The following is a 23,734-nucleotide window of genomic DNA, read 5'->3' on the forward strand; positions in this document are numbered from 1 at the left end:
AGACGCCAGTCAGCGACTTAGCGCGGCAGTAACTCTTGTGCGTAGCATTCAATAGCACCGTTTCGGTTCACAACAGCCGCGCGGATGTGATCTGTTGCAAGATCGGCGGCCATGATGGCATCGAACCCAAAATTCCGTCCTTCGTGCCAAATGACACGACCTGGTTCAACGAACAAACCTAATCCGGATTGCCCGCCTACGGGCGTGATCATTCGTGTTGCCAACTCAAACGGTAGAATGGCGCGGCGTCTGCGGCGCAAAGAGTCTAGTACCGCTTGAAGGATTTTTGCAAGATCAGACGCTGTCGCCCACAGTCCAGCGGCTGCGCTTTCTGGGTGGCGTCTGAACCCGCCTTCCACTGGCATACCGGTCTCATAAAAACCGTGGGCAAACGCTGCCCGCGGCATGATCACGAAAGATGCCGTAGACGCGCCAACTGGCCGGAGGACTGCTTTTGAGGTGTAGCTGGAGAAAGCCTCGCCGGTGACATCTTCGATGAGCGCTTGCAGCACCATCGTTCCGCCGCCGCTGTACCTGAACCCGCCGAACAGCCGAGGCCCGGCCCGGACAGCGCCGGAATTCGCAGGCGTCCTACCGCCGAGGATCTCAAACAGATCGGGTAAGTCTTCGGACGGACCGTATCCGCCAAATCCTTGGACGGACGTGCCCGCAGTGTGGGACATAAGAGCCGCAACAGTGGCCGCGTCACCGCGCAGTCCGGGTAGCTGCCAGCGTTTCAGAAATTGGTTCACGGGCGCGTCGAGAGCTAAGTGTCCGTCACGGACCAAGGTCAACACGGCAAGTGATGTCACGGTCTTTGAGCATGACGCCACCTGAAACAGGGTGTTGTCATCTACAACGATGCCAGCGCGTGCCATGCCTCCGTGTCGTACCGTTAACAGGCCATCGTTGATTGCAGCAAACTGATAGCCTGCCGCGTCCGGAACAGCCGATTGCGCCAAAGACTGCCGCGGTATCGCTGCAAATGCCGCCGCTAGGCCCAATGCACTAAATCTTCGTCGGTTCATGAGGTTGATCTTCTTGCCTCCAGCTGCGGCCAGATCGTCTAGCCGTTCACAGCAGAAATGGGCTTCGTCCAATCCGATGTCGCCTGTCCCTGTAGGATTGGACCAATGGACAACGGCTTGGGACAGCCTTTCCCACAACTTTGACTGTCGCGGGAGAGGCAAGAAATCTGCAGTGCTCAGAGGTGATCAACTTGCACCGATCATCTGTTAAAAGAGGAAATCGGACTCCGCCAGTTCTCCGTGCAGGGTGTTGATCACAAGGCTTGCATCGTCGAGCTGAACTTCAAAACTGCGCTCCCCACGGCTTTCAGCAACCTGAAGGTCTTCGTAAGTCAGGTTGAGCAAGGTGAGATCGATCTGGTCTTTTCCTGATTCAAATTTCCGGATGACGTCATCGCCACTGTTCGCGCTAAATACAAAGGTGTCGGCACCGCGCCCGCCAACCAAGATGTCGTCGCCTTCACCTCCGTCCAGTGTGTCGTTGCCGCGACCGCCGCGCAGGATATCGTCGCCTGTGCTCCCGGAGAGGTTGTCATCCCCACGTCCGCCACGCAAAAGATCATCTCCGCTGCCACCGTCGAGCCAATCATCGCCGCGCCCACCTGAGATATTGTCGTTGCCGTTGCCGCCCGAGAGGTAATCGTTTCCACGATTTCCTGCAATGTTGTCGTCACCTTCGTCGCCTAAGATGGTGTCGTCACCTCGTCGGCCGATAAGATGATCGTCACCAGCACCGCCGGAGATCTTGTCATCTCCTCTACCACCAACCAGATGATCATCGCCCGATAAACCGACGATCTGATTGTCAGCTGTGGCGGCATCGCGTGCCATGTGCTGGACGTGAAAGTCTGAACCAGCCGCATCGGCTACAAACAGGATCGATCCGTCTTCAAACGAGAGCTTTTCGGTTTCGAGAGTCGAGAGGGAACCGTCGAAGGACAAGGTTACGCCGTCTATAGTCAATAATGTTTCGAGGTCACCGTCAGTTCCCATCGTTTCGTTGATCTCGAGGTCAGCTGCCGAGGCCGCGAAATCTATGTCGTCGCCATTGGTGTAATCCGTGTGCAAGGCGGGATTCCCCAACAGTTCCCCGAACGCCTCGTAGACTTCTTCGCTCAGGTCAGCTTGGCCGTAGCGCATTGTTTCCACCGCCGAGAAAATCGTTCCTGTCGGCATATGAACGAGTGTCACTGAGAGTGATCCAAAAGATGCGCCTTGATGGCCGATAAATTCACTGTCCGCGGTATCCGATACGCTGGCAAAGAACTCTTCCAATGCGCCCATCTGGCTTTCCGGAACCAAAGTGCCGTCGATAACCAGAGCTTTCATAAAGCGGATCATGTCGCCGGTCGTCGAGATTACACCGCCCTCTCCATGCTCTGCAATCGGCAAATCGGTAACTTCCAGAAACAGGTCGTTCGTCACTGCCAAATATGATTTGAGGACTCCGTCTGGAAGTTCGAAACTCGGCAGGCTGGTCGAACTCATGCCCGCAGGATCGAAGATTCGCGTCTGAAATTCATCAGCGAGAGAGCTTCCGGTCGCGTTCTCGATCAAAAGTCCCAACAGCGTAAAGCCAGTATTGCTGTAACTGATTTCTGCGCCCGGCTCGGCCGTGGCCGGCAGGTTGGCCGCCTCGAAGAGCTGCAGGAACTCTTCGACTCCGATTGGCTGGGGCGGGTCTTGGCTCAGCAATTCCTCCATCCCCTGTTGAACTCCAACGGTGTTCACATAATCGGGTATTCCCGACTTGTGGGTCATCAGCTGCTCAATGGTCACCTCTTCGATGTTTGGCATCCACGACAGCGGGGTCACATCCATCACGTCCACCAAGCGATCATCAAGCGAGAAGTGCCCTTCATCCACCAATTGGAGCAGTACAGTTGTAGTCATCATCTTGGTTTGCGAGCCGATTTCGAACTTGTCGTCCGTGGTGGCTACTGTGAGGTCATCGAGCCCGACAGTGCCGGTCGCGGCGCTGACGGAAACCCCATCTCTGTAGGCTTCAAAAATAAGAGCCGGGGCCGGACCATCATAACTGTTGATAACCTCAGAAACGCCGCCATTAATGGCGACTGGGTCGAATTGGGTCATTTGAATCTCCTGGATTGCGAGGCACACCAATGTGCCGTCGCCGCCCCTCTAGCCCGGCAATGTCTTTTGAAGCGTCCGTCCCAGCCCAATAGGACAAGGATCGCGTCTCGCCCTGAAGAGTTGGACATTGGTATCGATGTAGTCACGCCCCTTCCGGGATTCGTTTTTGCCCCAAGAGCCTTTGAATTCCCGACCGATGACCTTCATTGCTGTGCGGAAAAACACCGATCTACCGTGCGCGCCACAGGTATTTTTCTCGCTGTCGCAACGTGTGCAGAAGCAGACTTTGGCATCGCAATCGTAAATGTCGGTTTTGTCCCGCATAGCCGACCTTTCACACTTCCAGAAGTCGAGTTCTCAACCTCCCCACCCAACGCGCAATGCTTTCCCGTTTTGACGCCATGATGCGCCCCCCACTTGCCTCCAAACCGCCACGGGTCTACCAAAAGGCAATCCCGTCTGGAGGCTTCCCAATGACTGACGATCCCAAAACCCTCGTATCCACCAAATGGCTGGAGGATCACCTCAATGATCCCGACCTTAGGATCATCGACGCCTCTTGGTACATGCCCGACATGAACCGCGATGGCCGCGAGGAATACGACCGCGGCCACATCCCGAACGCGCGGTTCTTCGACATTGACGACATCTCCGATACGCGGTCGTCGCTGCCCCACATGGCCCCGCCGGTGGAAAAATTCATGTCCCGCTCCCGCGCCCTTGGCGTCGGTGACGGTCATCAGATCGTGGTCTATGACGGCGCGGGCCTGTTCTCGGCGGCGCGCGTCTGGTGGCTCTACCGCCTCATGGGCAAGAACGACGTGGCCGTGCTGGACGGCGGCTACCCCAAATGGCTGGCCGAGGGCCGCCCGACCGAAGACCTGCCCCCCATTCACAAAGACCGCCACATCACCATCCACCGCCAAGCCCATCTGGTGCGCGACGTCACGCAAGTGGCCGCGGCCTCCAAACTTGGCGACCACACCATTCTGGATGCAAGAAGCGCGCCGCGTTTCAAGGGCGAGGAAGCCGAGCCCCGCGAGGGCCTGCGCTCCGGCCACATCCCCAACTCGCAGAACATGCATTACAAGTCGGTTCTCAACGCCGATGACACGATGAAATCCGTCTCCGACCTGCGCGAAATCTTCCACAACGCCAAGGTTGACCCGTCCAAACCGGTCATCACCACCTGCGGCTCCGGCGTCACCGCCGCGATCCTCAGCCTCGCGCTGGAGCGTATCGGCAACCGCAACCACTCGCTCTATGACGGCTCATGGGCCGAATGGGGCCAGTTCGACCAGCTTGCCGTGGAGACCGGATAATGTTCGAAGCCCTCAAAACCCAACCCGCCGACAAAATCCTGTCCCTCATGACCGCCTTCCGCGACGACCCGCGCGAGGACAAGGTCGACCTCGGCGTCGGCGTCTACAAGAACGCCGAAGGCCAGACCCCGATCATGCGCGCCGTCAAAGCCGCCGAGCAAAAACTCTGGCAGGTCGAGGACACCAAAAGCTATACCGGCCTCGCGGGCGACGCGGGCTATCACGACGCGCTGCGCAGTTTGATCCTGAACGATACCGTCTCCAAGGATCAGGTCGCCGCCGCCGCCACCCCCGGTGGAACGGGTGCGATCCGTCAGGGGCTGGAGCTGATCCGCATGGCCGCGCCCAAGGCAACCGTTTGGCTGTCCGCGCCCACATGGCCCAACCACCCGTCGATCATCAAGTACCTCGGCATGCCGATGGCCGAGTACCGCTATTTCGACGCAGAAACCCGCGGCGTCGATTTCGGAGGCATGCTCACCGATCTGGACACCGCCAAGCCCGGCGATGTGGTGCTGCTGCACGGCTGCTGCCATAACCCGACCGGCGCGAACCTGACCGCCAGCCAGTGGCAGGAGGTCGCGGATTTCCTCAAGGCCAAGCAACTGATCCCCTTCGTGGACATCGCCTATCAGGGCTTTGGCGACGGGCTAGACGCAGACGCTTTCGGCCCACGCCACTTGGCGAAAACCCAGCCCGAAATGCTCATCGCCGCCAGTTGCTCCAAGAACTTCGGTGTCTACCGCGAACGCGCGGGCCTGCTGATGGCGGTCTCCCAAGACCCTGCCAAAACGCCGCTAAACCAAGGCACCGTGGCCTTCCTGAACCGCCAGAACTACTCCTTCCCGCCCGATCACGGCGCGCGGTTGGTGACGATGGTCTTGAACGACGAGGCCCTGCGCGCCGACTGGCTGACCGAGCTGGAGGGCATCCGCACCGGCATGCTCACCCTGCGCCAGACCCTTGCGGACGCCTTGCGCCAGCGCACCAATTCCGACCGCTTCGACTTTATCGCCCAGCACCGCGGCATGTTCTCGCGCCTTGGCGCGACCGAGGCGCAGGTCGAGCAAATGCGCCAGAGCCACGGCATCTACATGGTCTCCGATAGCCGCCTGAACATCGCAGGCCTGAACGCGCAATCGGTGCCGATCCTAGCGGATGCGATTGTGGCGGCAGGGGTTTAGGGGGGGGAAGCTCTGTCGCAATGGCACCAATGTTGGTTTTGGCGAACCATTCAACAAAGGGTGGTTTTGGGAAGGCTTTCGAATCGCGGCTCCGTCTTCCAACTCTTCGCTACAAGTGCAAGGCGCAAGCCTCTGAGTCGAAAATTGCATCGCATCCCATTTATGAGCGGCCAACTTCAGTAAAAGTAGCGTTCCAAATTCTGAGCTTGCTGGATTGAAAGGCGCGTAGTGCATTCAGCGGTTGTCGCTCCCCACCCCGAACCGCCCGCGTGCCAACCTACAATATTCTCTTCGGAACACATTCCATTCGCGAACTGAAGCCAGAGCCGCTGAGCAGCGCGCAGATTAGCGATCCCTTCTTCGTTGTCAGGTCGCGCCGGTCCTTGCTCTAGTACACGCTGATAAACAGCATTCAGATGTTCGTCAGCGCGTTCCACGCCGATGTAGTTACAATACTCGGCAGGTGACACCGCGGCTCCTCCGGGAATAGGGAGTCCTTTGCTTTCGAGAACTGTTTCCAAGTCTTTCACGCACTCTTGAATGCCTGCTATGACGCAAGACTCCTGATAGGTAGACTCATTTGCAAAACACGCTTCAACCTGAAGATAGGATTTATCGTATTCGGCGGAAGCTGCCTCCCAGTCATCTGCTTGTGCACTAGCGCCTAAAATCACCAAACCAAAGGCTAATATCTGTTTCAGCATAAGTATTTCCTTATAATAAATCGCTTAAAATAAAATTGACCAAACGCTGCTCAAGTGGCCTTCCGTTTGATGGACAAATGGCCAGATGAGGCCGTACGGTCAAGCGCTTTTTCGGTTGATGTCTGTCACGCGCATGACCATGACACTTCGCCCCACTTCTACGCTTTGAGTGAACCTCTCCTTTTTGTGGCACGTGCTCAAACCACGCCGATTGACGCCGCCCAAAACGCTGTTCAAAACCTCCAACAACTGTTGGAGATTCTTGCATCTACTCAATCGGCCCTCACCCCCTAGCAACAAGCCGCCTATCCCAAAACACCGCGCTTGGCAGATTTCCCCAGCGCGTTTATCCCATCCCCCATGATACGTGCATTTCTCATCCTCATGCTGCTGGCCCTGCCCGCCTGCTCAAGTTCCGCCCCGAAAGAGAGCGTGGAGCAGCGGCAGACGATCCCGCTGCATCCGAACGAAACGCCAGAGCTGCGGGTGCTCATCAACAAATATGCCGACCTCTACGAGGTGCCGCGCGCGCTGGTGCATCGCCAGATCATCCGCGAAAGCACCCATCGCCCCGAGGCCCGCAACGGGCCGTATTATGGCCTGATGCAAATCCTGCCCGCCACGGCCCGCACCATGGGCCATCGCGGCCCGCCGAATAGTCTGCTGGATGCGGAGACCAACCTGAAATACGCCGTCAAATATCTGCGCGGCGCGTGGCTGCTCTCCGATGGCAGCCATGACGAGGCGGTAAAGTGGTATTCGCGCGGCTACTACTACGAGGCCAAGCGCCGCGGGATGCTGGTCGAGACCGGCTTGCGGTCCGGCTAAAGACCGCGGTCCGCACCCCCCGAAGCGCGTTAACCTTTTGACGCCCTGCCCGACATAGCCCCGTTCAAGGTCCGACGGAATGCCGACGCATCGCCGACGCTTTGCAGACAGCACAAAACCCCTGTGCAGCCTTGGTTAACGCAGGTCTCGAGCGGTCGCGCCACCACCGCCGGAAAATCACCGTTCTCCACGTTAACTCTTGCCCCCATTCCACCGTTCCCCTAAACGGCGTCCTCACCAACAAGTCTCCGCTACCTTGTCAAAACGGAACCCATTATGACACGTCTCCTCCCCGGCATCCTTGCCATGGCCGCCGTTGTGGTCGCCTCCAACATCCTTGTGCAATTCCTGTTCGGCAACTGGCTGACATGGGGCGCATTCACCTACCCCATCGCCTTTCTGGTGACCGATGTGATGAACCGCGTTTACGGCCCGCAAGCCGCGCGGCACGTTGTTTTCGCTGGCTTTTTCGTAGGCATCGCCTGCTCCCTCATCGGCTCGCAGATCATGCTGGAATACGGCCCCGCCGTCCCGCTGCGCATCGCCGTGGCCTCCGCCATCGCGTTTCTGACTGCACAACTTTTAGACGTGTCGATTTTCAACCACCTGCGCCAAAGCGTCTGGTGGAAAGCCCCGCTGGCCTCGACCCTCATCGGCTCCATCGTCGACACCGCGCTGTTCTTCACCATCGCATTCTCCGCCTCGATCACACTCTTTGGCACTGGAAATGATGAAGCAATTTCATGGGCTTGGGAGGCTATTCCCCTGCTCGGACAAGGCCCCGTGGTGCCGCTCTGGGTCTCTCTGGCCATCGCCGACTGGTCGGTAAAACTGGCCGTAGCCTTGCTGGCATTGATCCCCTTCCGGATGATCGTTGCGAAACTTTCACACAAAACTGCGTAGAAAACTCTTGAGTTATCCACAAGATGTGGCACCTTTCCCTTGAACAGCAACCATTGAAAGGAGGTGTCCATGTCTAGAGTGATATTGGAGCAAGGTGTCAGGCAAGGTACGGAGGTGCGTGTCTAGGGGCAGCCCCCTAACCCACACCGAGGTATCGGTCACGGATCAACCTGACCCACCTCCATCAGATCTCGTCAAAGGGCGCCCGTGCTGTGGGCGCCCTTTGCTTTTTGAAATCAGTCGTATGCGGCGTCGACGATAATTTCGACCAGCAGTTCCGGCCGCGCCAACCGCGCCTCGCCGCACGCTCGCGCCGGCGCGTGACCTTCTGGTACCCACGCATTCCAGACCTCGTTGAGCCCCGCAAAATCGGACATATGCGCCAGCCAAACCGTAGCCCGCAGCATTTTTTCGCGTGAGGATCCCGCCAAGGCCAGCATGGCATCAACGCGGCGCAGGCATTCTTCGGTCTGCTCCTTGATGCCGTTTCCTTCGCCGACCTGACCGGTGATATAGGCCACGCCATTGTGCTTCACGACCTTGCTCGACCGCGCACCTGTTTCAATTCTTTCGATCATTTTTTGCTGCCTCCTGTTGCTGCGGAAAACTGTATGCCCTGTGCCGTTTGAACGCACCCCCTATACAACAGCGCCCAACCAGCGTATTGCCGCCCACTTGCGGTGCGCGCTCAGGGCACGGGCCGCGTTTGTGGCCAAATAGGGGTGGCTGCTTTTTCCTTTTTGCCCTGACCAGAAAGACGTGACCCGTGATACAATCCATTCAAGACGCGCTGACCGAGCGCGGCTACACCGACCTGACTCCAGTCCAAACAGCAGTAACCGATGACGAATACGGCAACGCGGACCTTTTGGTTTCTGCGCAAACCGGTTCCGGCAAGACAGTCGCGTTCGGCCTCGCAATTGCACCGACCTTGCTTGGTGACGAGCTGAAATTCGGCCGCGCCGCAGCACCGCTCGCCCTTGTGATTGCCCCGACCCGCGAACTGGCGTTGCAGGTCAAACGCGAGTTGTCGTGGCTTTACGCAAAGGCTGGTGCTGTCGTGGCGTCCTGTGTCGGCGGCATGGACATGCGTGACGAACGACGTGCATTGGACCGTGGTGCGCATATCGTCGTCGCGACACCGGGCCGCTTGCGCGACCATATTCAACGCAGCTCGATCGACCTGAGCGAAGCGCGTGCTGTTGTCCTTGACGAAGCTGATGAAATGCTGGACCTCGGTTTCCGCGAAGATCTGGAGTTCATCCTGTCCGAAGCGCCGGAAAGCCGCCGCACCTTGATGTTCTCGGCAACGGTTCCGGCGTCCATCGCCAAACTGGCGAAGAGCTACCAGAAAGATGCGATCCGCGTTTCGACAAAAGCCGAGAACAGCCAGCACTCTGACATTGAATACCGTGCGATGGCCGTAGCCCCGCGCGATGCCGAGAACAGCCTGATCAACGTTCTGCGCTATTACGAAGCACCCACTGCGATCGTGTTCTGCAACACCCGCGCCATGGTGAACCGCCTGACGACCCGCTTTTCAAACCGGGGCTTCTCGGTCGTCGCTTTGTCCGGCGAATTGAGCCAGAACGAACGCACCCACGCATTGCAATCCATGCGTGATGGCCGTGCGCGCGTTTGCGTGGCCACCGACGTCGCGGCACGCGGGATCGACCTGCCCAATCTTGAGCTGGTCATCCACGCAGAACTGCCAAACAACCACGAAACGCTGCTGCACCGGTCTGGCCGGACGGGCCGAGCTGGTCGCAAAGGCGTCAGCGCGATGATCGTCCCTGCCAAAATGCGCCGGAAGGCCGAGCGCTTGTTGCAAGGGGCAAAGGTCAAAGCTGAATGGGTCGAGGCCCCCTCCGCCGACGATGTAAACGCCCGCGATGAAGAACGCCTGTTCAACGATCCGGTCTGGGTCGACACGGCAACGGATAGCGAAGCCGGTCTGGTCGCAAAGCTGGTCGAGCGGTTCTCGCCCGAGCAAATCGCGACCGCCTACACCCGCCTGTTCCGCGAACGTCAATCCGCACCGGAAGATCTGGCCCCGTCCGGCTCCGACGCGCCAAAAGAACGCCCTGCATTCGGTGAAAGCGTCTGGTTCTCGATCTCTGTCGGTCGCAAGGACAACGCAGAGCCACGCTGGCTTCTGCCGGCAATGTGCCGCGCGGGTGATCTGACGAAAGACGATATCGGCGCAATCCGCATTCAGCAGAACGCAAGTTTCGTCGAGATTTTGAAAACCAGCGTTGACGGTTTCCTGAAGGCGCTTGGCGACGGGATGAAACTGGAAGACGGGGCGATTGTAACGCGCCTTGATAAGGCACCGGACTTCACGTCCATGCCGCGCCCACAAGGTGGTGCTGGCAAGAAGCCTTACGAAAAGAAATCCTACGATAAAAAACCGTATGACAAGAAACCATACGAGAAAAAACCGCATCGCGGCGACTATGATACGCCGCCGCGTCCAGCAGCGACGGAGCAACCGAAGACTGGCAAAAGCATCAGCGATGCGCGGCCAGCGGGTGCGGTGACAGATCACAAGCCGCGTCCTGCCGGTGACAAAAAACCGTATGAGAAGAAACCTTTCGACAAAAAAGGCGACAAGAAGCCATACGATAAGAAACCACGCGGAGACAAAGCCCCTTACGAGAAGAAGGGTGACAAGCCCGCTTTCGATAAGAAGCCCGACGGCAAGAAGCCTTTTCGCAAGGCCGACGGTGACAAGCCGTTCCGCAAAACCGATGGCGACAAGCCGCGTTTCGACAAGAAGCCCGGCGGCAAAAAGCCGTTCAACAAAGCCGATGGTGGCAAACCTGCGGGCAAGCGCCCTGCGGCAAGCGCCAATGACACGTCCAAACGCTTCACGCCTCCGGGTGGCAAGGTGAAGCCGCGTGTCAACAAAGGGGCTGGCGCCACTCCGAAACGCGGTAAAGGCAAGCCTTAATCCGGCGTATTCATCACGCGGATCATGGGGTATCAAAGCCCTATGATCCGCGTGAACGACTCCATTACGATTGAAGATTGGGAATTGACCGAAAGCTTCACCCGCGCCCAAGGGCCGGGCGGGCAAAACGTCAACAAGGTTTCCACAGCGGTCGAGTTGCGTTTCGAGGCGGAGCGATCCCCAAATCTGACCGGTCCGGTGAAGGCCCGCCTGAAACGGCTAGCGGGACGGCGCTGGACCAATGACGGCGCGTTGATCATCTTTGTGCAAGAGACCCGTTCCCAAGCCCGCAACCGCGAGCTCGCGGAAGTTCGGCTGCGTGAGCTGATCCTGAAAGCGCTGGAGACACCCAAGCGGCGGATAAAGACACGCCCGACGCTTGGATCTCAACGCCGCAGAATTGCAGCCAAAAAACAGCGCGGCGAAGTCAAATCCCTTCGCGGGAAGGTCAATGACGACGACTGATGTACTGTTATTCTAGGTCTGCCAACCGAGTGTCAGACCACAACTGCGATTTCGTCCTGATCACCGACGCCGAAGACGCGTTTGTAACGTGCGATCTCCTCCGCTGGTCCCATTGCCTTGCGGGGGTTGTCAGACAACTTCACCGTCGGACGGCCATTTGCGGACACGGCTTTGCATACCAGAGAGAACGGTGCGAGGCCGTCATTGGGCACCAGCCCCCTGAAATCATTGGTCAGCAACGTCCCCCAACCAAACGAAACACGGACCCGCCCGCGGAACTGGGCCTGCAATTCTATGATCTTGTCGACATCCAGCCCGTCTGAGAAAATCACCAGCTTCTGCGTCGGGTCTTCTCCACGCGACTTCCACCAACGAATGGCCCGCTCGGCACCTTCCGCCGGATCGCCACTGTCGATACGAATTCCGGTCCATCCAGCAAGCCAATCCGGCGCACCGGCAAGAAACCCGTCCGTGCCGTAGGTGTCGGGTAAAATGATGCGTAGATTGCCTTCATGTTCTTCGTGCCAGTCGGCCAGCACGTCATAGGGCGCCTGCCTCAACGCCTCGTCACTCTCGGCCAATGCGGAGTATACCATGGGCAACTCATGCGCATTTGTCCCGATGGCCTCGACTTCGCGGCGCATCGCGATCAGGCAATTCGACGTGCCCACAAACTTATCGCCGAGCCCTTCCTGCATCGCTTGCACGCATCGGTCCTGCCACATGAAGCTATGCCGGCGGCGCGTTCCGAAATCCGCAAGGCGCAGATCGTCAACGCCTTGCAGCTTCTCAACCTTTTCCCACAACCGCGTCATCGCCCGTGCATAGAGCACCTGAAGCTCGAACCGGCCCATGTCCTTTAAAACAGCACGAGAGCGCAGTTCCATCAAGACAGCCAGCGCCGGAATTTCCCAAAGCATGACTTCGGGCCATTTGCCTTCAAATGTTAGCTCATATTGGCCATCGCGTTTTTCAAGATGGTAGGCGGGCAACGAGACATTCTCGAACCACTCCATGAAATCAGGGCGGAACATCTGGCGCTTGCCGTAGAAGGTGTTGCCGCGCAGAAAAGTGCTTTCGCCGCGGGACAGAGACAGCGAGCGGATGTGATCAAGTTGCTCTCGCAATTCCCCTTCATCCACCAGATCCGCCAAGCGGACATCCTTGCTCCGGTTGATCAGCGAGAAGGTGACATTGGTGTCCCGCTTATTGCGAAAAACCGATTGGCACATCAACAGCTTGTAGAAATCGGTGTCGATCAAAGATCGCACAATTGGGTCGATCTTCCATTTGTGGTTATAAACCCGTGTCGCGATATCAACCATTGAGCTGCACTCCCGCGCGTTTCATATTTTCCAGTGCGGCCTCAAGCGAGCCGTCCATATCAATTGCGCGGCACAGGTTTTTGTCGACGCTCACCGCGAAGCCAAGTTTGGCACCGTCAACGGCAGAGAAATTCACGCAGAAATCCAGCGCCAGCCCAACCATCGTCAGCTTCGCAATCCCGCGCGTATGCAGATACCCCTCCAACCCTGTGGGCGTGGTCTGATCGTTCTCGAAAAACGCAGAATAGCTGTCTACTGCGGGGTTAAAACCCTTTCGCACAACCATTTGTGCAGGATCGGTGTGCAGGCCCTGATGAAACGCAGCCCCTTGGCTTCCTTGCAAACAATGATCCGGCCACAACACTTGCGGGCCATAAGGCATGGTGGTGACTGAAAACGGCTCAAGCCCCTCGTGAGACGACGCAAAGGATGAATGCCCCTCGGGATGCCAATCCTGGGTCAGAATAACCGCTTGGAACTCGGTCATCAGCGCGTTGATCGACTCAACAATCCCGTCGCCACCTGCAACGGCCAGCGCCCCACCCGGACAGAAATCATTCTGAACGTCGATGACGATCAAGGCTTCGTCGGCTGCGCGCATATCTCATCCTCCCGGGATTTCGCCTGAACTTGCTAGGGCCATGCCCGCCTTGCGTCAACAGCCCGCACTTGATCCTGCTTTTGCACAGTCGTAAAGCGTTCGCATGTTTACAGTTGCTGCACTTTATCATTTCACCCGCTTCGAAGACCCTGACAGCTTGCGCCCCGCCTTGGTGGCGCTTTGCGAGCGCGAGGGCTTGCGAGGGACCTTGCTGGTTGCCCACGAAGGAATCAACGGCACGGTGGCGGGCAATCGTGGTCAAATTGACGCCTTGCTGGCGCATCTGCGCGCCTTACCCGGCTGCGCCGATCTGGAACACAAGGAATCCACCGCATCTGACATGCCGTTCAACCGGATGAAGATCCGCTTGAAGCGCGAGATCGTGACGATGGGCCAGCCGGACGTAGACCCGCTAGCGGGCACCGGCCACTATGTCAAACCAGCTGATTGGAACGAGCTTATCCAGTCAGAGGACGTCGCCGTGATCGACACTCGCAACGACTACGAGGTGGCCATTGGCACCTTTGAGGGCGCGATTGATCCTCAAACCAGAAGTTTCGGTGAATTCCCCGCATGGTGGGAGGCCAACAAAGACCGCTTCCACAACAAACGGATCGCGATGTTTTGCACCGGTGGTATCCGCTGCGAGAAATCCACCAATTACTTGCTCGGCCAAGGAGTCGAAGACGTTTACCATCTGCAAGGCGGCATTCTCAAATATCTGGAAGAAGTTCCCGAAAGCGCGAGCACTTGGGATGGTGAATGCTTTGTCTTCGACGGGCGGGTTTCCGTGGGACATGGACTAAAAGAGGGCGAGTTGAAGCTGTGCTACGCCTGCCGCCGCCCCTTGCAGCCCGAAGACATGCGGCGTGCGGAGTACGAGCTTGGCGTTAGCTGCCACCACTGTTTGCACGAAACCACGCCTGAGGATCGCGACCGCTTCCGCGAACGTCAGACGCAGATCAGGTTGGCAACCAAACGCGGCGAAAAGCACATCGGTTAACGACCGCCAAGCATCCGGCCGATCTTGCGCCCAATGGACTGAGCACCCCGTTGCGCAATCATACGCGCCGAGAAATCATTCTGGAAAAAGCGCAGCAACTCTTCGGGTGGCAATGTGCGCATCCTTGCAACCGACCGATCCCAATCGCGCGGCGTATAGGCAGCGGCACGGCGATTGGCTTCGAAACCAATGCGATACTGCAAAGCCAGCTTTCGGCGAACAATCCTCTCCCACTGCGTCAAGGCTTTGGGTGAGTCCTTTCCCAATGCTGCGCCTAATGTGCGGCCGTGTTCGATACATATCCGAATGCCTTCCCCTAATGTCGGCGTGGCCATATTCGCGCTATCTCCAACGCGGATGACCCCGTCGAAAATCAGATTGGATGTGAACGGAACGGACGGCAGAATTCCTGCGTTAACGTGGAAGCTCAGAGGTCTTGGTAAACCCATGCGCTCCAACGCATTGCTTGCAAGAAGGCCCTCCATAAGCGCCTTTGGCGACTGGTCGGAATCCGGCTCAATCAAGCCCACACCCAACCGTAAGCTCCCCAATGTCGTGGGGAACGCCCATCCATATCCCGTGGGTGTCGCTGACCCGAAGAAAAGCGCCGCGCGGTCTGGGTCGTGCGATGGTGCCGCAAACTCGTACTCGATACCAATCCCGCGCCTGTCGGGCGGTGGGCTGAGACCCAGACTTTGCAAAACTGCGCAATGCCAACCCGAAGCATCCACGATCACTCGCGAGGCAATTTCGTATTCGTTCCGGTTTTCGCGCAGCCGTGAGATGAGCTTTCCACCTTCTCGCCGCGTCTCCAAGTATTTGGTACCACATCGAATGTCGGCCCTAGTTTGCCCCGCTAGCCAGCGATAAAGGGCCGTTACATTCAACACCCCGACTGGGTCTGATGACATGTCGAGTTTCAGATGTTCATTGTCTGAATAAATATCCGCATTGTTCACGGGGTGAGCGAATTCAGCTGGAATGCCCAGTGCGCTTACGTCCCGCATCCAGCATCCACCGGAAGTGCGGACCGGGGTGCCAATGCTGCGATCTTGGTGCACCAAAATCGCCGAAATATCTTCTGGCAGCGTGGACGCGACAGACAAACCGGCGGGGCCACCGCCGACAATTAGGATTTCTGTATCGACACGATCCATCATACCCGTATTTGGCACAGCTTGCGAAGGTGACGCCATGGGGAAACCGATTTTGACGGCGTCTACTTCTTCAACTCCGCAACGTAAGCGGCCACTTGCCGCGCGGTTTGCCCTCGTAATTTGCGTAGCGCGTCGAGCTGCAACGCAGTCGGCAAATCTATCAGGTGCTTTGCAATCAAGGCCGGATGCTGCGCCATGATATCAGGCTCCCCCGTTACAGGTGCGGCGGTTTTTTCAGACGCTGTGCTCTCTTGCACCTTAGTGTTGCGAAGGGTTTCGCGTGGCCGATGTGGCTGGGCCAATCGCCGAACAAGAGTTGCCAGCGCCTTACTCATGTCAGGTGGGGCGGCTTTCCTGTCCAAAGGCTGAATGGCGGTGCGGGCCAGATCCTTGAAGAACGGATGCGCAGATGTCTTGGCAAAATCTGCGCCCAGCATTGAAACAAGCATACGCGCTTTCTTGACCTGACCCGGTGATGGTGCCCCGTCGGCGTGCTGAGGCATAGTTGGCAAAGGCTCGGCAGGATTCGACATTTACATATAGCTCCTTACAAGTGCGCTTGAGATCAAACTCCATCCGTCGGCCACAACAAAAAATGCCAGCTTGAATGGCAAAGATACGATGGCGGGTGGCACCATCATCATGCCCATCGACATGAGAACCGCTGACACCACCAAGTCGATGATCAAAAATGGTAGGAACACCAAAAAACCGATCTGGAATGCACGCTCGATCTCGCTGAGCATGAACGACGGAATTAAGATCGAGAATGACGCCTCACTGGGGGCACCACCTCCGGCTTGCTCCGGTCGAAGATCCGCCAGCGTCAAAAAGGTATCCATATCCAATCGCGCAGACATGAACCCGCGAAATGGTTCCAGCGCCTTGGGTATGGCCTCCTCGATTGAGATAACACCTTCGTTCAAGGGTTTCAGTCCGTTTTCCCAGCTTGCCGTGAAAACCGGGTCCATTACGAAATAGGTCAGAAATAACGCCAAGCTGACGATCAGCATGTTGGGAGGTGCAGATTGCAGGCCGATCGCCTGACGCAAAATGGACAACACCGTTACGACGAACGGGAAGCAGGTGATCATAATCGCGATGCCCGGGGCAAGGCTCAGGACAGTCATCAACGCAATCAACTGCATCGCACGCGCGCTTAGTGAGGCGTCATCCCCCAGAGAAATCGACAGGTCCTGCGCTTCTGCGGGCAACGCGAGAAATATCCCCGCTGTAAGAACGAGTACGGCTAAGCGAACGGTTGATTGCAAACCCGTCATTTCAACCCGGTTGTCGGATCACCCACGGCGGTCAGTCGCACCGACAGGCTGCCGTCGTCACCGTCTGGCGACGTTTCTAGAAACCCTTTGGCGATTAGCTTGTCACCAACATAGAGTTCCACCGGATCGTCGACATGGGTACTTAATGGTAGAATTGAATCCGGCTCCAGCTGCATCAGGTCTTTGATGGTCGGTGACGCGGAGCCGACGCAAACGCGTATGTCAACGCTTACACCTTGTAGAAGATCGTCCTTCAAACTTGTCGGGTCAGGCATGTTCCGCCTCCATCAATTCCGGGATTTCAAAGAAGGTATTTATCGCATCCCGCAAATCATCGAGCGTGGCATCCAGATCAATGCGGGCCTGCCCGTCGCCAAGATGTACAGTTGCCTGAGATGCGGTGAGGGTCGGCTCGGCTTTCACAATCACCGGAAGCTTTATGGTTTCTGCCACCAGTTCTTCCAGCATGGCAGTGCTTTCCGGCGCACACGCAATCGTAATAGTTGTTTCGATGCCGTCGGCAGCTTCAGCAAGCACCTCTACGATCCGGCCTCCAATGCTTTTGGCTAACAGCTGGGGCAAGATTGCTTCAACCATGGCATCCAGCACCGGCCTCACCGACTGCATGACGTGCTCTCGCGCCTCGAAATATGTGAAGTTCACCACCTGAAGCGCAGAAGACAATGCTTCGCGCGTTTCGCGATCTTGGTCTTGAGATGCGGCAGCAGCATCCTGCCATCCACATTTATAACCATCGTCAAATGACGCACGCAGGGCATCTGCGTTTGTCCCCGCTGTCGGCGTCGACGCCTTTGGTCGCAGGTCAGCGGAAGAAAAATCCTCTAGATAAGAACTCTGGGTCATTGTGCCGTCACCTCCGGCGCTTCGATCCAGCTTTTCAAGACCTCAACAGTTTCATCTTGGCGTTCGTCAATTAGGGCCTTCAACCGCTCTACAGGGTCTTCGGGCTGCACGGGCGCGTTCAATGAGTTGGATCCGACAACCGGCAAGCCTTTCGGTATGGAATCGGCCTGCCCCCTCTGGGTCTGCTCTTTGCCGATTGCGGCAGGCAGGGCTGGAACTTGTGTGGGGCCGGAGATCAGATCAGGCGAAGGCAGCTCGTTCAGCGGTCGCTCGGCAGACTTGGCCGCCACCAAAATGGGCCGTAAGACAAACAATCCAAGCGCGAGAACAACGAAAGCTGCGGCCGCGATTCGGGTTAATGCCATGACATCCAATGGACGAGACGTCACCCAACCGTTCTCGGGTGTTTCAATTAAAGTCGGATCCGGCGTCAAATCCATTGATCGCAACGTCACCGAGTCACCGCGCGTCTCATCAAACCCGATCGCTGATTTCACCAACGCGTCGAGCGCGAGCAATTCTTCATCACTGCGGGGCTCCCAAACTTCCACTCCCCCCTCGTCAATTCGCTTTGTCCCATCCACAAGCACGGCAACAGTGACCCGCTTTATGGAGCCTGCAATTCGGCGGATTTCACGGGTCGTTTCCGAGATTTCGTAATTTACAATTTCTCGGGTTTCGGAGTTTTGGCCGGACTGCTCGTTCCCGCCCTGTCCATTGCCTTCAGGCAGGTTGCTGGCAACTGTCACTGCCCCGCCTCCCTGGTTCCGTGAGGAGCTTGATGTCTCTTGCGTGTTTGTGCTGATCGCCACTCGACTTTCGGGATCCAGCTTGCGTTCAACAATGGTTTCCGCGTCTGTCAACGTATCGACATTAACCTCCACGACCGCACCACCGATGCCGGTTCTTGCCAGAATGAGCCGCTCGACATTTTGCTTTAGGCGCTCCCCATGTGCCAAGGCTGATCGCGCGGGGGTATCCTTCCCTGACGACGTCATGATCACACCTAGATCCGCATTAATTATTGATACGTCATCGGGTTGAAGCCCTGCCACAGCAGACGCGACAAGGAAGCGGATCGCATCAGCGGTCGCGTTCGGAATTTGGCCGCCATCCCCTCGAATCGATACAGAAGCAGTCGGTTGTACAGATCGCCGAAACGGGCTTTGCGAGGCTTGCGCAATGTGTACTCTCGCCGCGCTGATCTGGGGATTTGCCACAATTGTCCGCGCCAATTCCCCCTCTTTTGCACGCAAATAAGCGGCATCGAACATCTGCGAAGTTGTCCCGAAACCGCTGAGTTCATCAAGAAGCTCGTAACCATCGCCGGAATTGGCCGGCAACCCTTCCCCCGCAAGCGTCAACCGCAGTTGGTCGCGTTGAGCATCTTCAACATAGATCGCCCCACCCTTCACTTCGAACGGAACACCCTGAGCTTCAAGCTGTGCGATAACTTCACCGGCCGCATTCGGTGCGAGCCCGCTATACAGAAGGCCCATATTGGGCGTCGCAGCCATGCGCGTAAGAAACAACACACCCAACATGACGAGCACCGTCGTTCCAATGACAATGACGCGCTTCCGCGTATCCAATGCGTCCCATAACTGCTGGAATTGCTGCACGACTGAACCTCTCACAATGGCGAGTCATTCTGACCCGCTGACAGCCACTTAAAGTGATCAGCCTTAACAATCGGTTAGTCGGTTGGCCCGTATAGCTGAAAAAAACCAGCGAGAATCAAATGACGGACGAAACTGAAGAACCACCCAAGAAAAAAGGGAAAGCCGGACTGATCATCGGGCTCGTCCTAGCAATGCTTGGCGGGGGTGGTGGATTCTTTGCTGTGTATTCCGGCATGATCCTTGCACCCGAAATCGAGCACGTAACAGAGGCAGCGCATGACGTAACAGAGCCGCTTCCTGCTATCAGCTTTGTGCCAATCAATCCAATTGTCGTCACTGTCGGGCGCTCTGGAAATCGCCAGCTTCGATTTCGTGCCGAACTGGAAGTCGCACCCGAGCGCACTGAAGATGTTGCGTTGTTGATGCCGCGAATTCTGGACGTCCTGAACGGCTATTTGCGCGCAGTGGACCTTTCCGAGCTCGAAAATCCGGCCTCCCTGATCAGACTACGGGCACAAATGCTGCGCCGGGTTCAAATCGTGACAGGCACGGGGCACGTGCGTGACCTTCTAATTACCGAATTCGTATTTTCGTGAGGATCTCGTTTGACTTTTTTAGCTGATATCCTCCTTGGACTTGGGGCAATTGCCGCCGCAATCTATTGCTTCGTCCTGTCTCGAAAGCTCTCCAAGCTCAAAGGCCTAGACCAAGATTTAGGCTCAGCCATTGCTATACTGTCGCGGCAAGTAGATGAAATGACACGTGTTTTATCATCAGCGCAAGATACGGCGAACACTTCGGCAACCGACTTAAAAGACAAGACCGAAGTTGCCGCGAACATCGCCGACCGTCTGGAGTTGATGATCGCAGCCCTTCAGGACCTCCCCGAAACTGAAGTGGAGGCGGACGCTCAATTCCTTGCGGAGGCAGCGGCTGCCAATCCGGACGCAAACATCTTCGTTCGGAATGCTTCCCGAAAGGCACCGCAATGACAGAATCCAAGAAAGCCCGATCACCGCGAAAGATACTGATCTTCGTCGTCGCCATGTTGCTTTTGTCCGGCAGCCTGCGTCTCGGGTCGGTCGGAATAGCGATTGCATCCAGCCCTGAAGACACGGAGCCATCGACGGAAGATGGCGCAACCTTGGAATGCGTAACTGATGCTGAAACGCAGGAGCTTATGGCACTCCTGCGGGAACGCTCCGATCGGGTGGCAGAGGTCGAGGCCACGCAGGCGCAACGACAAAAGGACCTTGTCCAAGCCGAAGCTGAACTTCTGGAGAACCTTAACAAGTTGGAGGATGCAGAGACCCGTCTTGCCGCGACTATTCAGCGTGTCGACGGGGCGTCATCAGATGATGTCAGCCGACTGACATCTGTCTATGAATCGATGAAGCCAAAAGACGCGGCCCTGCTTTTCGAGCAAATGAACCCCGAATTTGCTGCGGGGTTCCTTGCGGAAATGTCGCCGTCGGCGGCTGCAGGTATTCTATCAGGTCTTACAGCCGAAAAAGCCTACGCTATCAGCGTTGTTCTGGCTGGCCGGAACGCAAACGCTCCGAAAATCTAAGCCACATCTGCGCAGCAAAGAAAGGAGTATCTGGAAATGGTTGGAATAGTCGGGGTCGTGGTCGTATTCGTAATGGTCTTCGGTGGCTATCTTGCTGCTGGTGGCAAAATGGGCATTATTCTGAAGTCGCTCCCCTTCGAATTCACCATGATCGGCGGAGCAGCCGTCGGAGCCTTTCTGATCAGCAACGACTTTTCGGGCGTCAAACACACCGTCAAAGACATTGGAAAAGTATTCAAAGGCCCGAAATGGAACAAGCAGGATTATCAAGACTTGCTTTGCCTGTTGTCCGAACTTCTTCGTGTCGCGCGCCGCAGCCCTGTAGAGCTTGAGCCCCATATTGAAACGCCGGCGGAGTCGTCGATTTTTACAGATTACCCCAAGATTTTGGCGGATAACGAAACGGTCAACCTGATCTGCGACACATTGCGATCCGCGGGAATGAACTACGACGACCCGCATCAAGTCGAAGAGGTTCTTGAAAAGCGCATCGAAGGAAACTCACATCATGCGATGCATTCAAGTCATGCCATGCAGACCATCGCGGATGGCTTGCCAGCACTGGGCATCGTGGCGGCGGTCTTGGGTGTCATCAAAACAATGGGATCAATTGACCAACCCCCCGAAGTATTGGGCAAGCTCATTGGTGGTGCACTTGTAGGAACTTTCCTAGGGGTATTCCTAGCCTACGGCTTTGTGGGGCCATTCGCAGCCAAAATCAAAACCGTCATTGAAGACGAGGGGCATTTCCAGTCGCTGATACGAGAAATTCTGGTTGCCAATCTTCATCAGCATTCCGTGAACATGTGCATCGAAGTCGGGCGGCAGAACACACCAAGCTCTCTTCGCCCGAGTTACTCCGAGCTTGAAGAAGCCCTGAAAGGGGTGCGAAAGGACGCGGCTTGAAACTTATCGTTCTCCTTTTGGGCATCCTGTGTTGCGGGAACGCTTGGGCCAAGCCGGCAGTTGTAAAATCCGGCGAACATGACGGATTTTCACGGCTGGTTCTCTACACTGGCAAGGCGCAGAGATGGTCCCAATCCCGATCAGACAACTCCGTCTCGGTCACAATCGAAGGTTGGACATCGGGCTTCGATACCTCCGAGGTTTTCCGCATGATTCCTCCCGATAGAATTGCGCGAGTGGAGTCCACAAATTCGAGCTTGAATATCGTTCTCGATTGTAATTGTCCGATCGACATCCAAACGGTTGATCGAGTGGGTCTGCTGGTGGATGTCTTTGACGAACCCGTCAACTTAACGACAGAAGTGAAGCCCGTTCCCGCCACATACTACTGGCCGGACCCAGAGGAATTCAACCGCCAACGTGAGAACACATCCGCCGTATCTGCCTTTCGGGAAAACCTGTCGGAACGCATCGGAAAGGCAGCGACGCAACAGTTACTGACTCCAATTCCACCTAAGTTGCCGAAGTCAGAAGCTCCTCCTGCACCGACCGACGCAAAACTGCTCCCTGAACCACCAGCCAACCGGATTAGAACGACTTCTGCCTTCGACCGCGCGGCAAGACGGGAACACGTCTCGGTACGAACGAAACCGGATTGCCCACCAGAACGGCTTGGTGATATCGAAAACTGGGGAGCCGAGCTCTCATTTTCAGATCAGATCAGTGAAGCACGCAACTCGCTTGTGGGTGAATTTGACGAATTGGATCAAGCAGAAGCGTTGCACCTAACGAAACTCTACCTCTATTTTGCGATGGGAGCCGAAGCGCTCGCCACGATCGACACACTCGGTTTGACCGGTGAGCAGGTTCAATTTCTGAGGCCGCTCGCAAAGATTCTGGATGGCGACAATACAGCAAATTTTCCGGCCAAGCTTCCAAGCAACGGCTGCGATGGCATGCTCGCTGTATGGGCAGCAATTTCAAGCAGCGACGAAGTGAAAATCGCCGAGCCTCAGGCGAAAGTTATCACGGAAAACTTCACCCGCCTTCCCCATCATCTGAAATCTGCACTTGGCCCCTATTTGATGGTGCGGCTGCACCAAGACGGCCAAGAGATTGCAGTCAGTGTCCTTCGAAATTCGCTGGTCAGACATCACCCAGATATGAAAGCTGCTGCTCCGGTACAGGGCGATCTAGAAAGTCTGCCTGTCGAAGATTTGATGGTCTTGGTCAAGAAGAGCAATAGTGAAACACCTCAAGCTCTGGTCCTCGTGCTTCAACAGGCAATTGAAAAGGGTCTTGCAGTCGAGCCACCTATGGAGGAAATCGCAAAATCGTTTGTAGTCCAGCAAAGTGGTGACAAATCGTCAAAGGATCTGGCAATGCTCTTAGCGCAAAATTCTGTCCTAAAAGGTGACTATGCCGATGCATTAGATGCTGCCACCAAACTCTTGGACGATGACCGAATGGAAAAAGTAGTCTCCTTCACTGCAAAGCACTTGGCTGAGCACGGAAGCGATACTGACGTTGCAAAATTTGCCTTACGGTTAAAACCTGAACAGCGGGACAAATATCTACAGCCTGAGACAGTTGGCATCATCAAGAAGCGACTGGAAACGGCAAGCTTGGGTAAGCTCGCGCAGACGTTTTCTGGTCGTTCGCCAATTGATTTTGAAGCCGAAACAGAAACTTCAATCATCGCTGAAAGTGCTGACTCATCTCGCGTTTCGTCCTCTGGCACAATTACGCCACCTACACTGATTTCAGCAAAAGACATGCTTGGGGCAAGTAAGGATGTGCGTCAAAAAATCGGAAACATGCTGAGCCGTGAAAGTGCTGTAGTTGTCAAATAACGACGGCCAAGTTAACCATCCATTATCGCCTGTAAATCTAAGCTGGACGGGCGCTTTCAATACCTAACTCCA

Annotated in this window: 24 protein-coding genes; 12 read left to right on the forward strand and 12 right to left on the reverse strand. The window is 56.5% G+C overall.

Annotated features, from left to right (window positions below):
• Window positions 1–17 precede the first annotated feature (17 nt).
• The gene (locus tag BUB72_RS11525) at window positions 18–1,100 is read right to left on the reverse strand and encodes a serine hydrolase domain-containing protein (RefSeq protein WP_073143872.1); all 1,083 of its coding nucleotides are present in this window, start codon (window positions 1,098–1,100) and stop codon (window positions 18–20) included.
• 135 nt (window positions 1,101–1,235) lie between these two features.
• Entirely contained in the window at window positions 1,236–3,122 is a 1,887-nt protein-coding gene (locus BUB72_RS11530) for a serine hydrolase (RefSeq protein WP_073143874.1), read from the reverse strand.
• Window positions 3,123–3,595: 473 nt separating this feature from the next.
• Here BUB72_RS11530 and sseA point away from each other — a divergent pair, with 473 nt between their 5' ends.
• Both sseA and BUB72_RS11545 read left to right on the forward strand, forming a co-directional pair.
• Complete coding sequence (gene sseA / locus BUB72_RS11540; protein ID WP_073143879.1) at window positions 3,596–4,444, forward strand: 3-mercaptopyruvate sulfurtransferase; 849 nt, start codon at window positions 3,596–3,598, stop codon at window positions 4,442–4,444.
• The gene (locus tag BUB72_RS11545) at window positions 4,444–5,628 is read left to right on the forward strand and encodes an amino acid aminotransferase (RefSeq protein ID WP_073143881.1); all 1,185 of its coding nucleotides are present in this window, start codon (window positions 4,444–4,446) and stop codon (window positions 5,626–5,628) included. Before sseA ends, BUB72_RS11545 begins: the two co-directional genes overlap by 1 nt.
• 176 nt (window positions 5,629–5,804) lie before the next feature.
• Here BUB72_RS11545 and BUB72_RS11550 read toward each other — a convergent pair whose 3' ends face one another.
• Complete coding sequence (locus BUB72_RS11550) at window positions 5,805–6,332, reverse strand: lysozyme inhibitor LprI family protein (protein ID WP_073143883.1); 528 nt, start codon at window positions 6,330–6,332, stop codon at window positions 5,805–5,807.
• A 360-nt stretch (window positions 6,333–6,692) separates the two neighbouring features.
• On the opposite strand from BUB72_RS11550, the gene BUB72_RS11555 reads away from it, so the two are divergent.
• Window positions 6,693–7,160 (forward strand): lytic transglycosylase domain-containing protein, encoded by a 468-nt coding sequence (locus BUB72_RS11555; RefSeq protein WP_073143885.1) that lies wholly within the window; start codon window positions 6,693–6,695, stop codon window positions 7,158–7,160.
• A gap of 276 nt (window positions 7,161–7,436) precedes the next feature.
• Window positions 7,437–8,063, forward strand: coding sequence for a queuosine precursor transporter (locus BUB72_RS11560; RefSeq protein ID WP_073143887.1), 627 nt, complete (start codon window positions 7,437–7,439; stop codon window positions 8,061–8,063).
• Window positions 8,064–8,299: 236 nt separating this feature from the next.
• Here BUB72_RS11560 and BUB72_RS11565 read toward each other — a convergent pair whose 3' ends face one another.
• Window positions 8,300–8,641, reverse strand: coding sequence for a RidA family protein (locus BUB72_RS11565; protein ID WP_073143889.1), 342 nt, complete (start codon window positions 8,639–8,641; stop codon window positions 8,300–8,302).
• Window positions 8,642–8,829: 188 nt separating this feature from the next.
• On the opposite strand from BUB72_RS11565, the gene BUB72_RS11570 reads away from it, so the two are divergent.
• Window positions 8,830–11,016: a DEAD/DEAH box helicase gene (locus tag BUB72_RS11570; protein WP_073143891.1), complete on the forward strand. Its 2,187-nt coding sequence runs from the start codon at window positions 8,830–8,832 to the stop codon at window positions 11,014–11,016.
• A gap of 42 nt (window positions 11,017–11,058) precedes the next feature.
• Window positions 11,059–11,481, forward strand: coding sequence for an alternative ribosome rescue aminoacyl-tRNA hydrolase ArfB (arfB, locus tag BUB72_RS11575; protein ID WP_073143894.1), 423 nt, complete (start codon window positions 11,059–11,061; stop codon window positions 11,479–11,481).
• A 32-nt stretch (window positions 11,482–11,513) separates the two neighbouring features.
• Here arfB and pncB read toward each other — a convergent pair whose 3' ends face one another.
• Both pncB and pncA read right to left on the reverse strand, forming a co-directional pair.
• Window positions 11,514–12,806: a nicotinate phosphoribosyltransferase gene (pncB, locus tag BUB72_RS11580; protein ID WP_073143896.1), complete on the reverse strand. Its 1,293-nt coding sequence runs from the start codon at window positions 12,804–12,806 to the stop codon at window positions 11,514–11,516.
• Window positions 12,799–13,407 (reverse strand): bifunctional nicotinamidase/pyrazinamidase, encoded by a 609-nt coding sequence (gene pncA / locus BUB72_RS11585; RefSeq protein WP_073143898.1) that lies wholly within the window; start codon window positions 13,405–13,407, stop codon window positions 12,799–12,801. The genes pncB and pncA overlap by 8 nt, the downstream gene beginning before the upstream one ends.
• A gap of 103 nt (window positions 13,408–13,510) precedes the next feature.
• On the opposite strand from pncA, the gene trhO reads away from it, so the two are divergent.
• On the forward strand, window positions 13,511–14,410 hold the full coding sequence (gene trhO, locus BUB72_RS11590; protein ID WP_073143900.1) for an oxygen-dependent tRNA uridine(34) hydroxylase TrhO: 900 nt from the start codon (window positions 13,511–13,513) through the stop codon (window positions 14,408–14,410).
• Here the strand turns inward: trhO and BUB72_RS11595 are convergent.
• From BUB72_RS11595 to fliF, 6 genes are read right to left on the reverse strand one after another with little or no spacing between them, the layout of a single operon-like run.
• A complete protein-coding gene (locus BUB72_RS11595; protein ID WP_083588642.1) occupies window positions 14,407–15,606 on the reverse strand; it encodes an NAD(P)/FAD-dependent oxidoreductase in 1,200 nt (399 codons plus the stop codon). The two genes, trhO and BUB72_RS11595, sit on opposite strands and share 4 nt — an antisense overlap.
• Before the next feature lie 23 nt (window positions 15,607–15,629).
• Complete coding sequence (locus tag BUB72_RS11600; RefSeq protein ID WP_073143904.1) at window positions 15,630–16,100, reverse strand: hypothetical protein; 471 nt, start codon at window positions 16,098–16,100, stop codon at window positions 15,630–15,632.
• A complete protein-coding gene (gene fliP, locus BUB72_RS11605; protein WP_073143906.1) occupies window positions 16,101–16,847 on the reverse strand; it encodes a flagellar type III secretion system pore protein FliP in 747 nt (248 codons plus the stop codon). It abuts the gene before it with no gap.
• On the reverse strand, window positions 16,844–17,122 hold the full coding sequence (locus BUB72_RS11610; RefSeq protein ID WP_073143908.1) for a FliM/FliN family flagellar motor switch protein: 279 nt from the start codon (window positions 17,120–17,122) through the stop codon (window positions 16,844–16,846). Before BUB72_RS11610 ends, fliP begins: the two co-directional genes overlap by 4 nt.
• The gene (locus BUB72_RS11615) at window positions 17,115–17,711 is read right to left on the reverse strand and encodes a FliH/SctL family protein (protein ID WP_073143910.1); all 597 of its coding nucleotides are present in this window, start codon (window positions 17,709–17,711) and stop codon (window positions 17,115–17,117) included. The genes BUB72_RS11610 and BUB72_RS11615 overlap by 8 nt, the downstream gene beginning before the upstream one ends.
• Window positions 17,708–19,348: a flagellar basal-body MS-ring/collar protein FliF gene (fliF, locus tag BUB72_RS11620; protein ID WP_245814808.1), complete on the reverse strand. Its 1,641-nt coding sequence runs from the start codon at window positions 19,346–19,348 to the stop codon at window positions 17,708–17,710. The genes BUB72_RS11615 and fliF overlap by 4 nt, the downstream gene beginning before the upstream one ends.
• A gap of 104 nt (window positions 19,349–19,452) precedes the next feature.
• Between fliF and BUB72_RS11625 the strand changes: the two genes are divergently transcribed.
• The 5 genes from BUB72_RS11625 to BUB72_RS11645 all read left to right on the forward strand — a co-directional run bounded on the left by BUB72_RS11625 (window position 19,453) and on the right by BUB72_RS11645 (window position 23,662).
• Entirely contained in the window at window positions 19,453–19,929 is a 477-nt protein-coding gene (locus tag BUB72_RS11625) for a flagellar basal body-associated FliL family protein (RefSeq protein WP_073143915.1), read from the forward strand.
• A 159-nt stretch (window positions 19,930–20,088) separates the two neighbouring features.
• Window positions 20,089–20,325, forward strand: a complete 237-nt coding sequence (locus BUB72_RS18635; protein ID WP_139250666.1) for a hypothetical protein — start codon at window positions 20,089–20,091, stop codon at window positions 20,323–20,325.
• Window positions 20,322–20,903: a MotE family protein gene (locus tag BUB72_RS11635; RefSeq protein ID WP_073143920.1), complete on the forward strand. Its 582-nt coding sequence runs from the start codon at window positions 20,322–20,324 to the stop codon at window positions 20,901–20,903. Before BUB72_RS18635 ends, BUB72_RS11635 begins: the two co-directional genes overlap by 4 nt.
• A 36-nt stretch (window positions 20,904–20,939) precedes the next feature.
• Entirely contained in the window at window positions 20,940–21,809 is an 870-nt protein-coding gene (gene motA, locus BUB72_RS11640; RefSeq protein WP_073143923.1) for a flagellar motor stator protein MotA, read from the forward strand.
• Window positions 21,806–23,662 (forward strand): hypothetical protein, encoded by a 1,857-nt coding sequence (locus BUB72_RS11645; RefSeq protein ID WP_073143926.1) that lies wholly within the window; start codon window positions 21,806–21,808, stop codon window positions 23,660–23,662. The genes motA and BUB72_RS11645 overlap by 4 nt, the downstream gene beginning before the upstream one ends.
• Window positions 23,663–23,734 lie beyond the last annotated feature (72 nt).

Source organism: Litoreibacter ascidiaceicola (assembly GCF_900129235.1).
Lineage (GTDB): Bacteria > Pseudomonadota > Alphaproteobacteria > Rhodobacterales > Rhodobacteraceae > Litoreibacter > Litoreibacter ascidiaceicola.

Bases quoted from the DNA above. Each gene is read 5' to 3' on its own strand.
- BUB72_RS11530 (WP_073143874.1), bottom strand. From the start codon at position 3,122: ATGACCCAATTCGACCCAGTCGCCATTAATGGCGGCGTTTCTGAGGTT.
- sseA (WP_073143879.1), top strand. From the start codon at position 3,596: ATGACTGACGATCCCAAAACCCTCGTATCCACCAAATGGCTGGAGGAT.
- BUB72_RS11545 (WP_073143881.1), top strand. From the start codon at position 4,444: ATGTTCGAAGCCCTCAAAACCCAACCCGCCGACAAAATCCTGTCCCTC.
- BUB72_RS11550 (WP_073143883.1), bottom strand. From the start codon at position 6,332: ATGCTGAAACAGATATTAGCCTTTGGTTTGGTGATTTTAGGCGCTAGT.
- BUB72_RS11555 (WP_073143885.1), top strand. From the start codon at position 6,693: ATGATACGTGCATTTCTCATCCTCATGCTGCTGGCCCTGCCCGCCTGC.
- BUB72_RS11560 (WP_073143887.1), top strand. From the start codon at position 7,437: ATGACACGTCTCCTCCCCGGCATCCTTGCCATGGCCGCCGTTGTGGTC.
- BUB72_RS11565 (WP_073143889.1), bottom strand. From the start codon at position 8,641: ATGATCGAAAGAATTGAAACAGGTGCGCGGTCGAGCAAGGTCGTGAAG.
- arfB (WP_073143894.1), top strand. From the start codon at position 11,059: ATGATCCGCGTGAACGACTCCATTACGATTGAAGATTGGGAATTGACC.
- pncB (WP_073143896.1), bottom strand. From the start codon at position 12,806: ATGGTTGATATCGCGACACGGGTTTATAACCACAAATGGAAGATCGAC.
- pncA (WP_073143898.1), bottom strand. From the start codon at position 13,407: ATGCGCGCAGCCGACGAAGCCTTGATCGTCATCGACGTTCAGAATGAT.
- trhO (WP_073143900.1), top strand. From the start codon at position 13,511: ATGTTTACAGTTGCTGCACTTTATCATTTCACCCGCTTCGAAGACCCT.
- BUB72_RS11595 (WP_083588642.1), bottom strand. From the start codon at position 15,606: ATGGCGTCACCTTCGCAAGCTGTGCCAAATACGGGTATGATGGATCGT.
- BUB72_RS11600 (WP_073143904.1), bottom strand. From the start codon at position 16,100: ATGTCGAATCCTGCCGAGCCTTTGCCAACTATGCCTCAGCACGCCGAC.
- fliP (WP_073143906.1), bottom strand. From the start codon at position 16,847: ATGACGGGTTTGCAATCAACCGTTCGCTTAGCCGTACTCGTTCTTACA.
- BUB72_RS11610 (WP_073143908.1), bottom strand. From the start codon at position 17,122: ATGCCTGACCCGACAAGTTTGAAGGACGATCTTCTACAAGGTGTAAGC.
- BUB72_RS11615 (WP_073143910.1), bottom strand. From the start codon at position 17,711: ATGACCCAGAGTTCTTATCTAGAGGATTTTTCTTCCGCTGACCTGCGA.
- BUB72_RS11625 (WP_073143915.1), top strand. From the start codon at position 19,453: ATGACGGACGAAACTGAAGAACCACCCAAGAAAAAAGGGAAAGCCGGA.
- BUB72_RS18635 (WP_139250666.1), top strand. From the start codon at position 20,089: ATGACACGTGTTTTATCATCAGCGCAAGATACGGCGAACACTTCGGCA.
- BUB72_RS11635 (WP_073143920.1), top strand. From the start codon at position 20,322: ATGACAGAATCCAAGAAAGCCCGATCACCGCGAAAGATACTGATCTTC.
- motA (WP_073143923.1), top strand. From the start codon at position 20,940: ATGGTTGGAATAGTCGGGGTCGTGGTCGTATTCGTAATGGTCTTCGGT.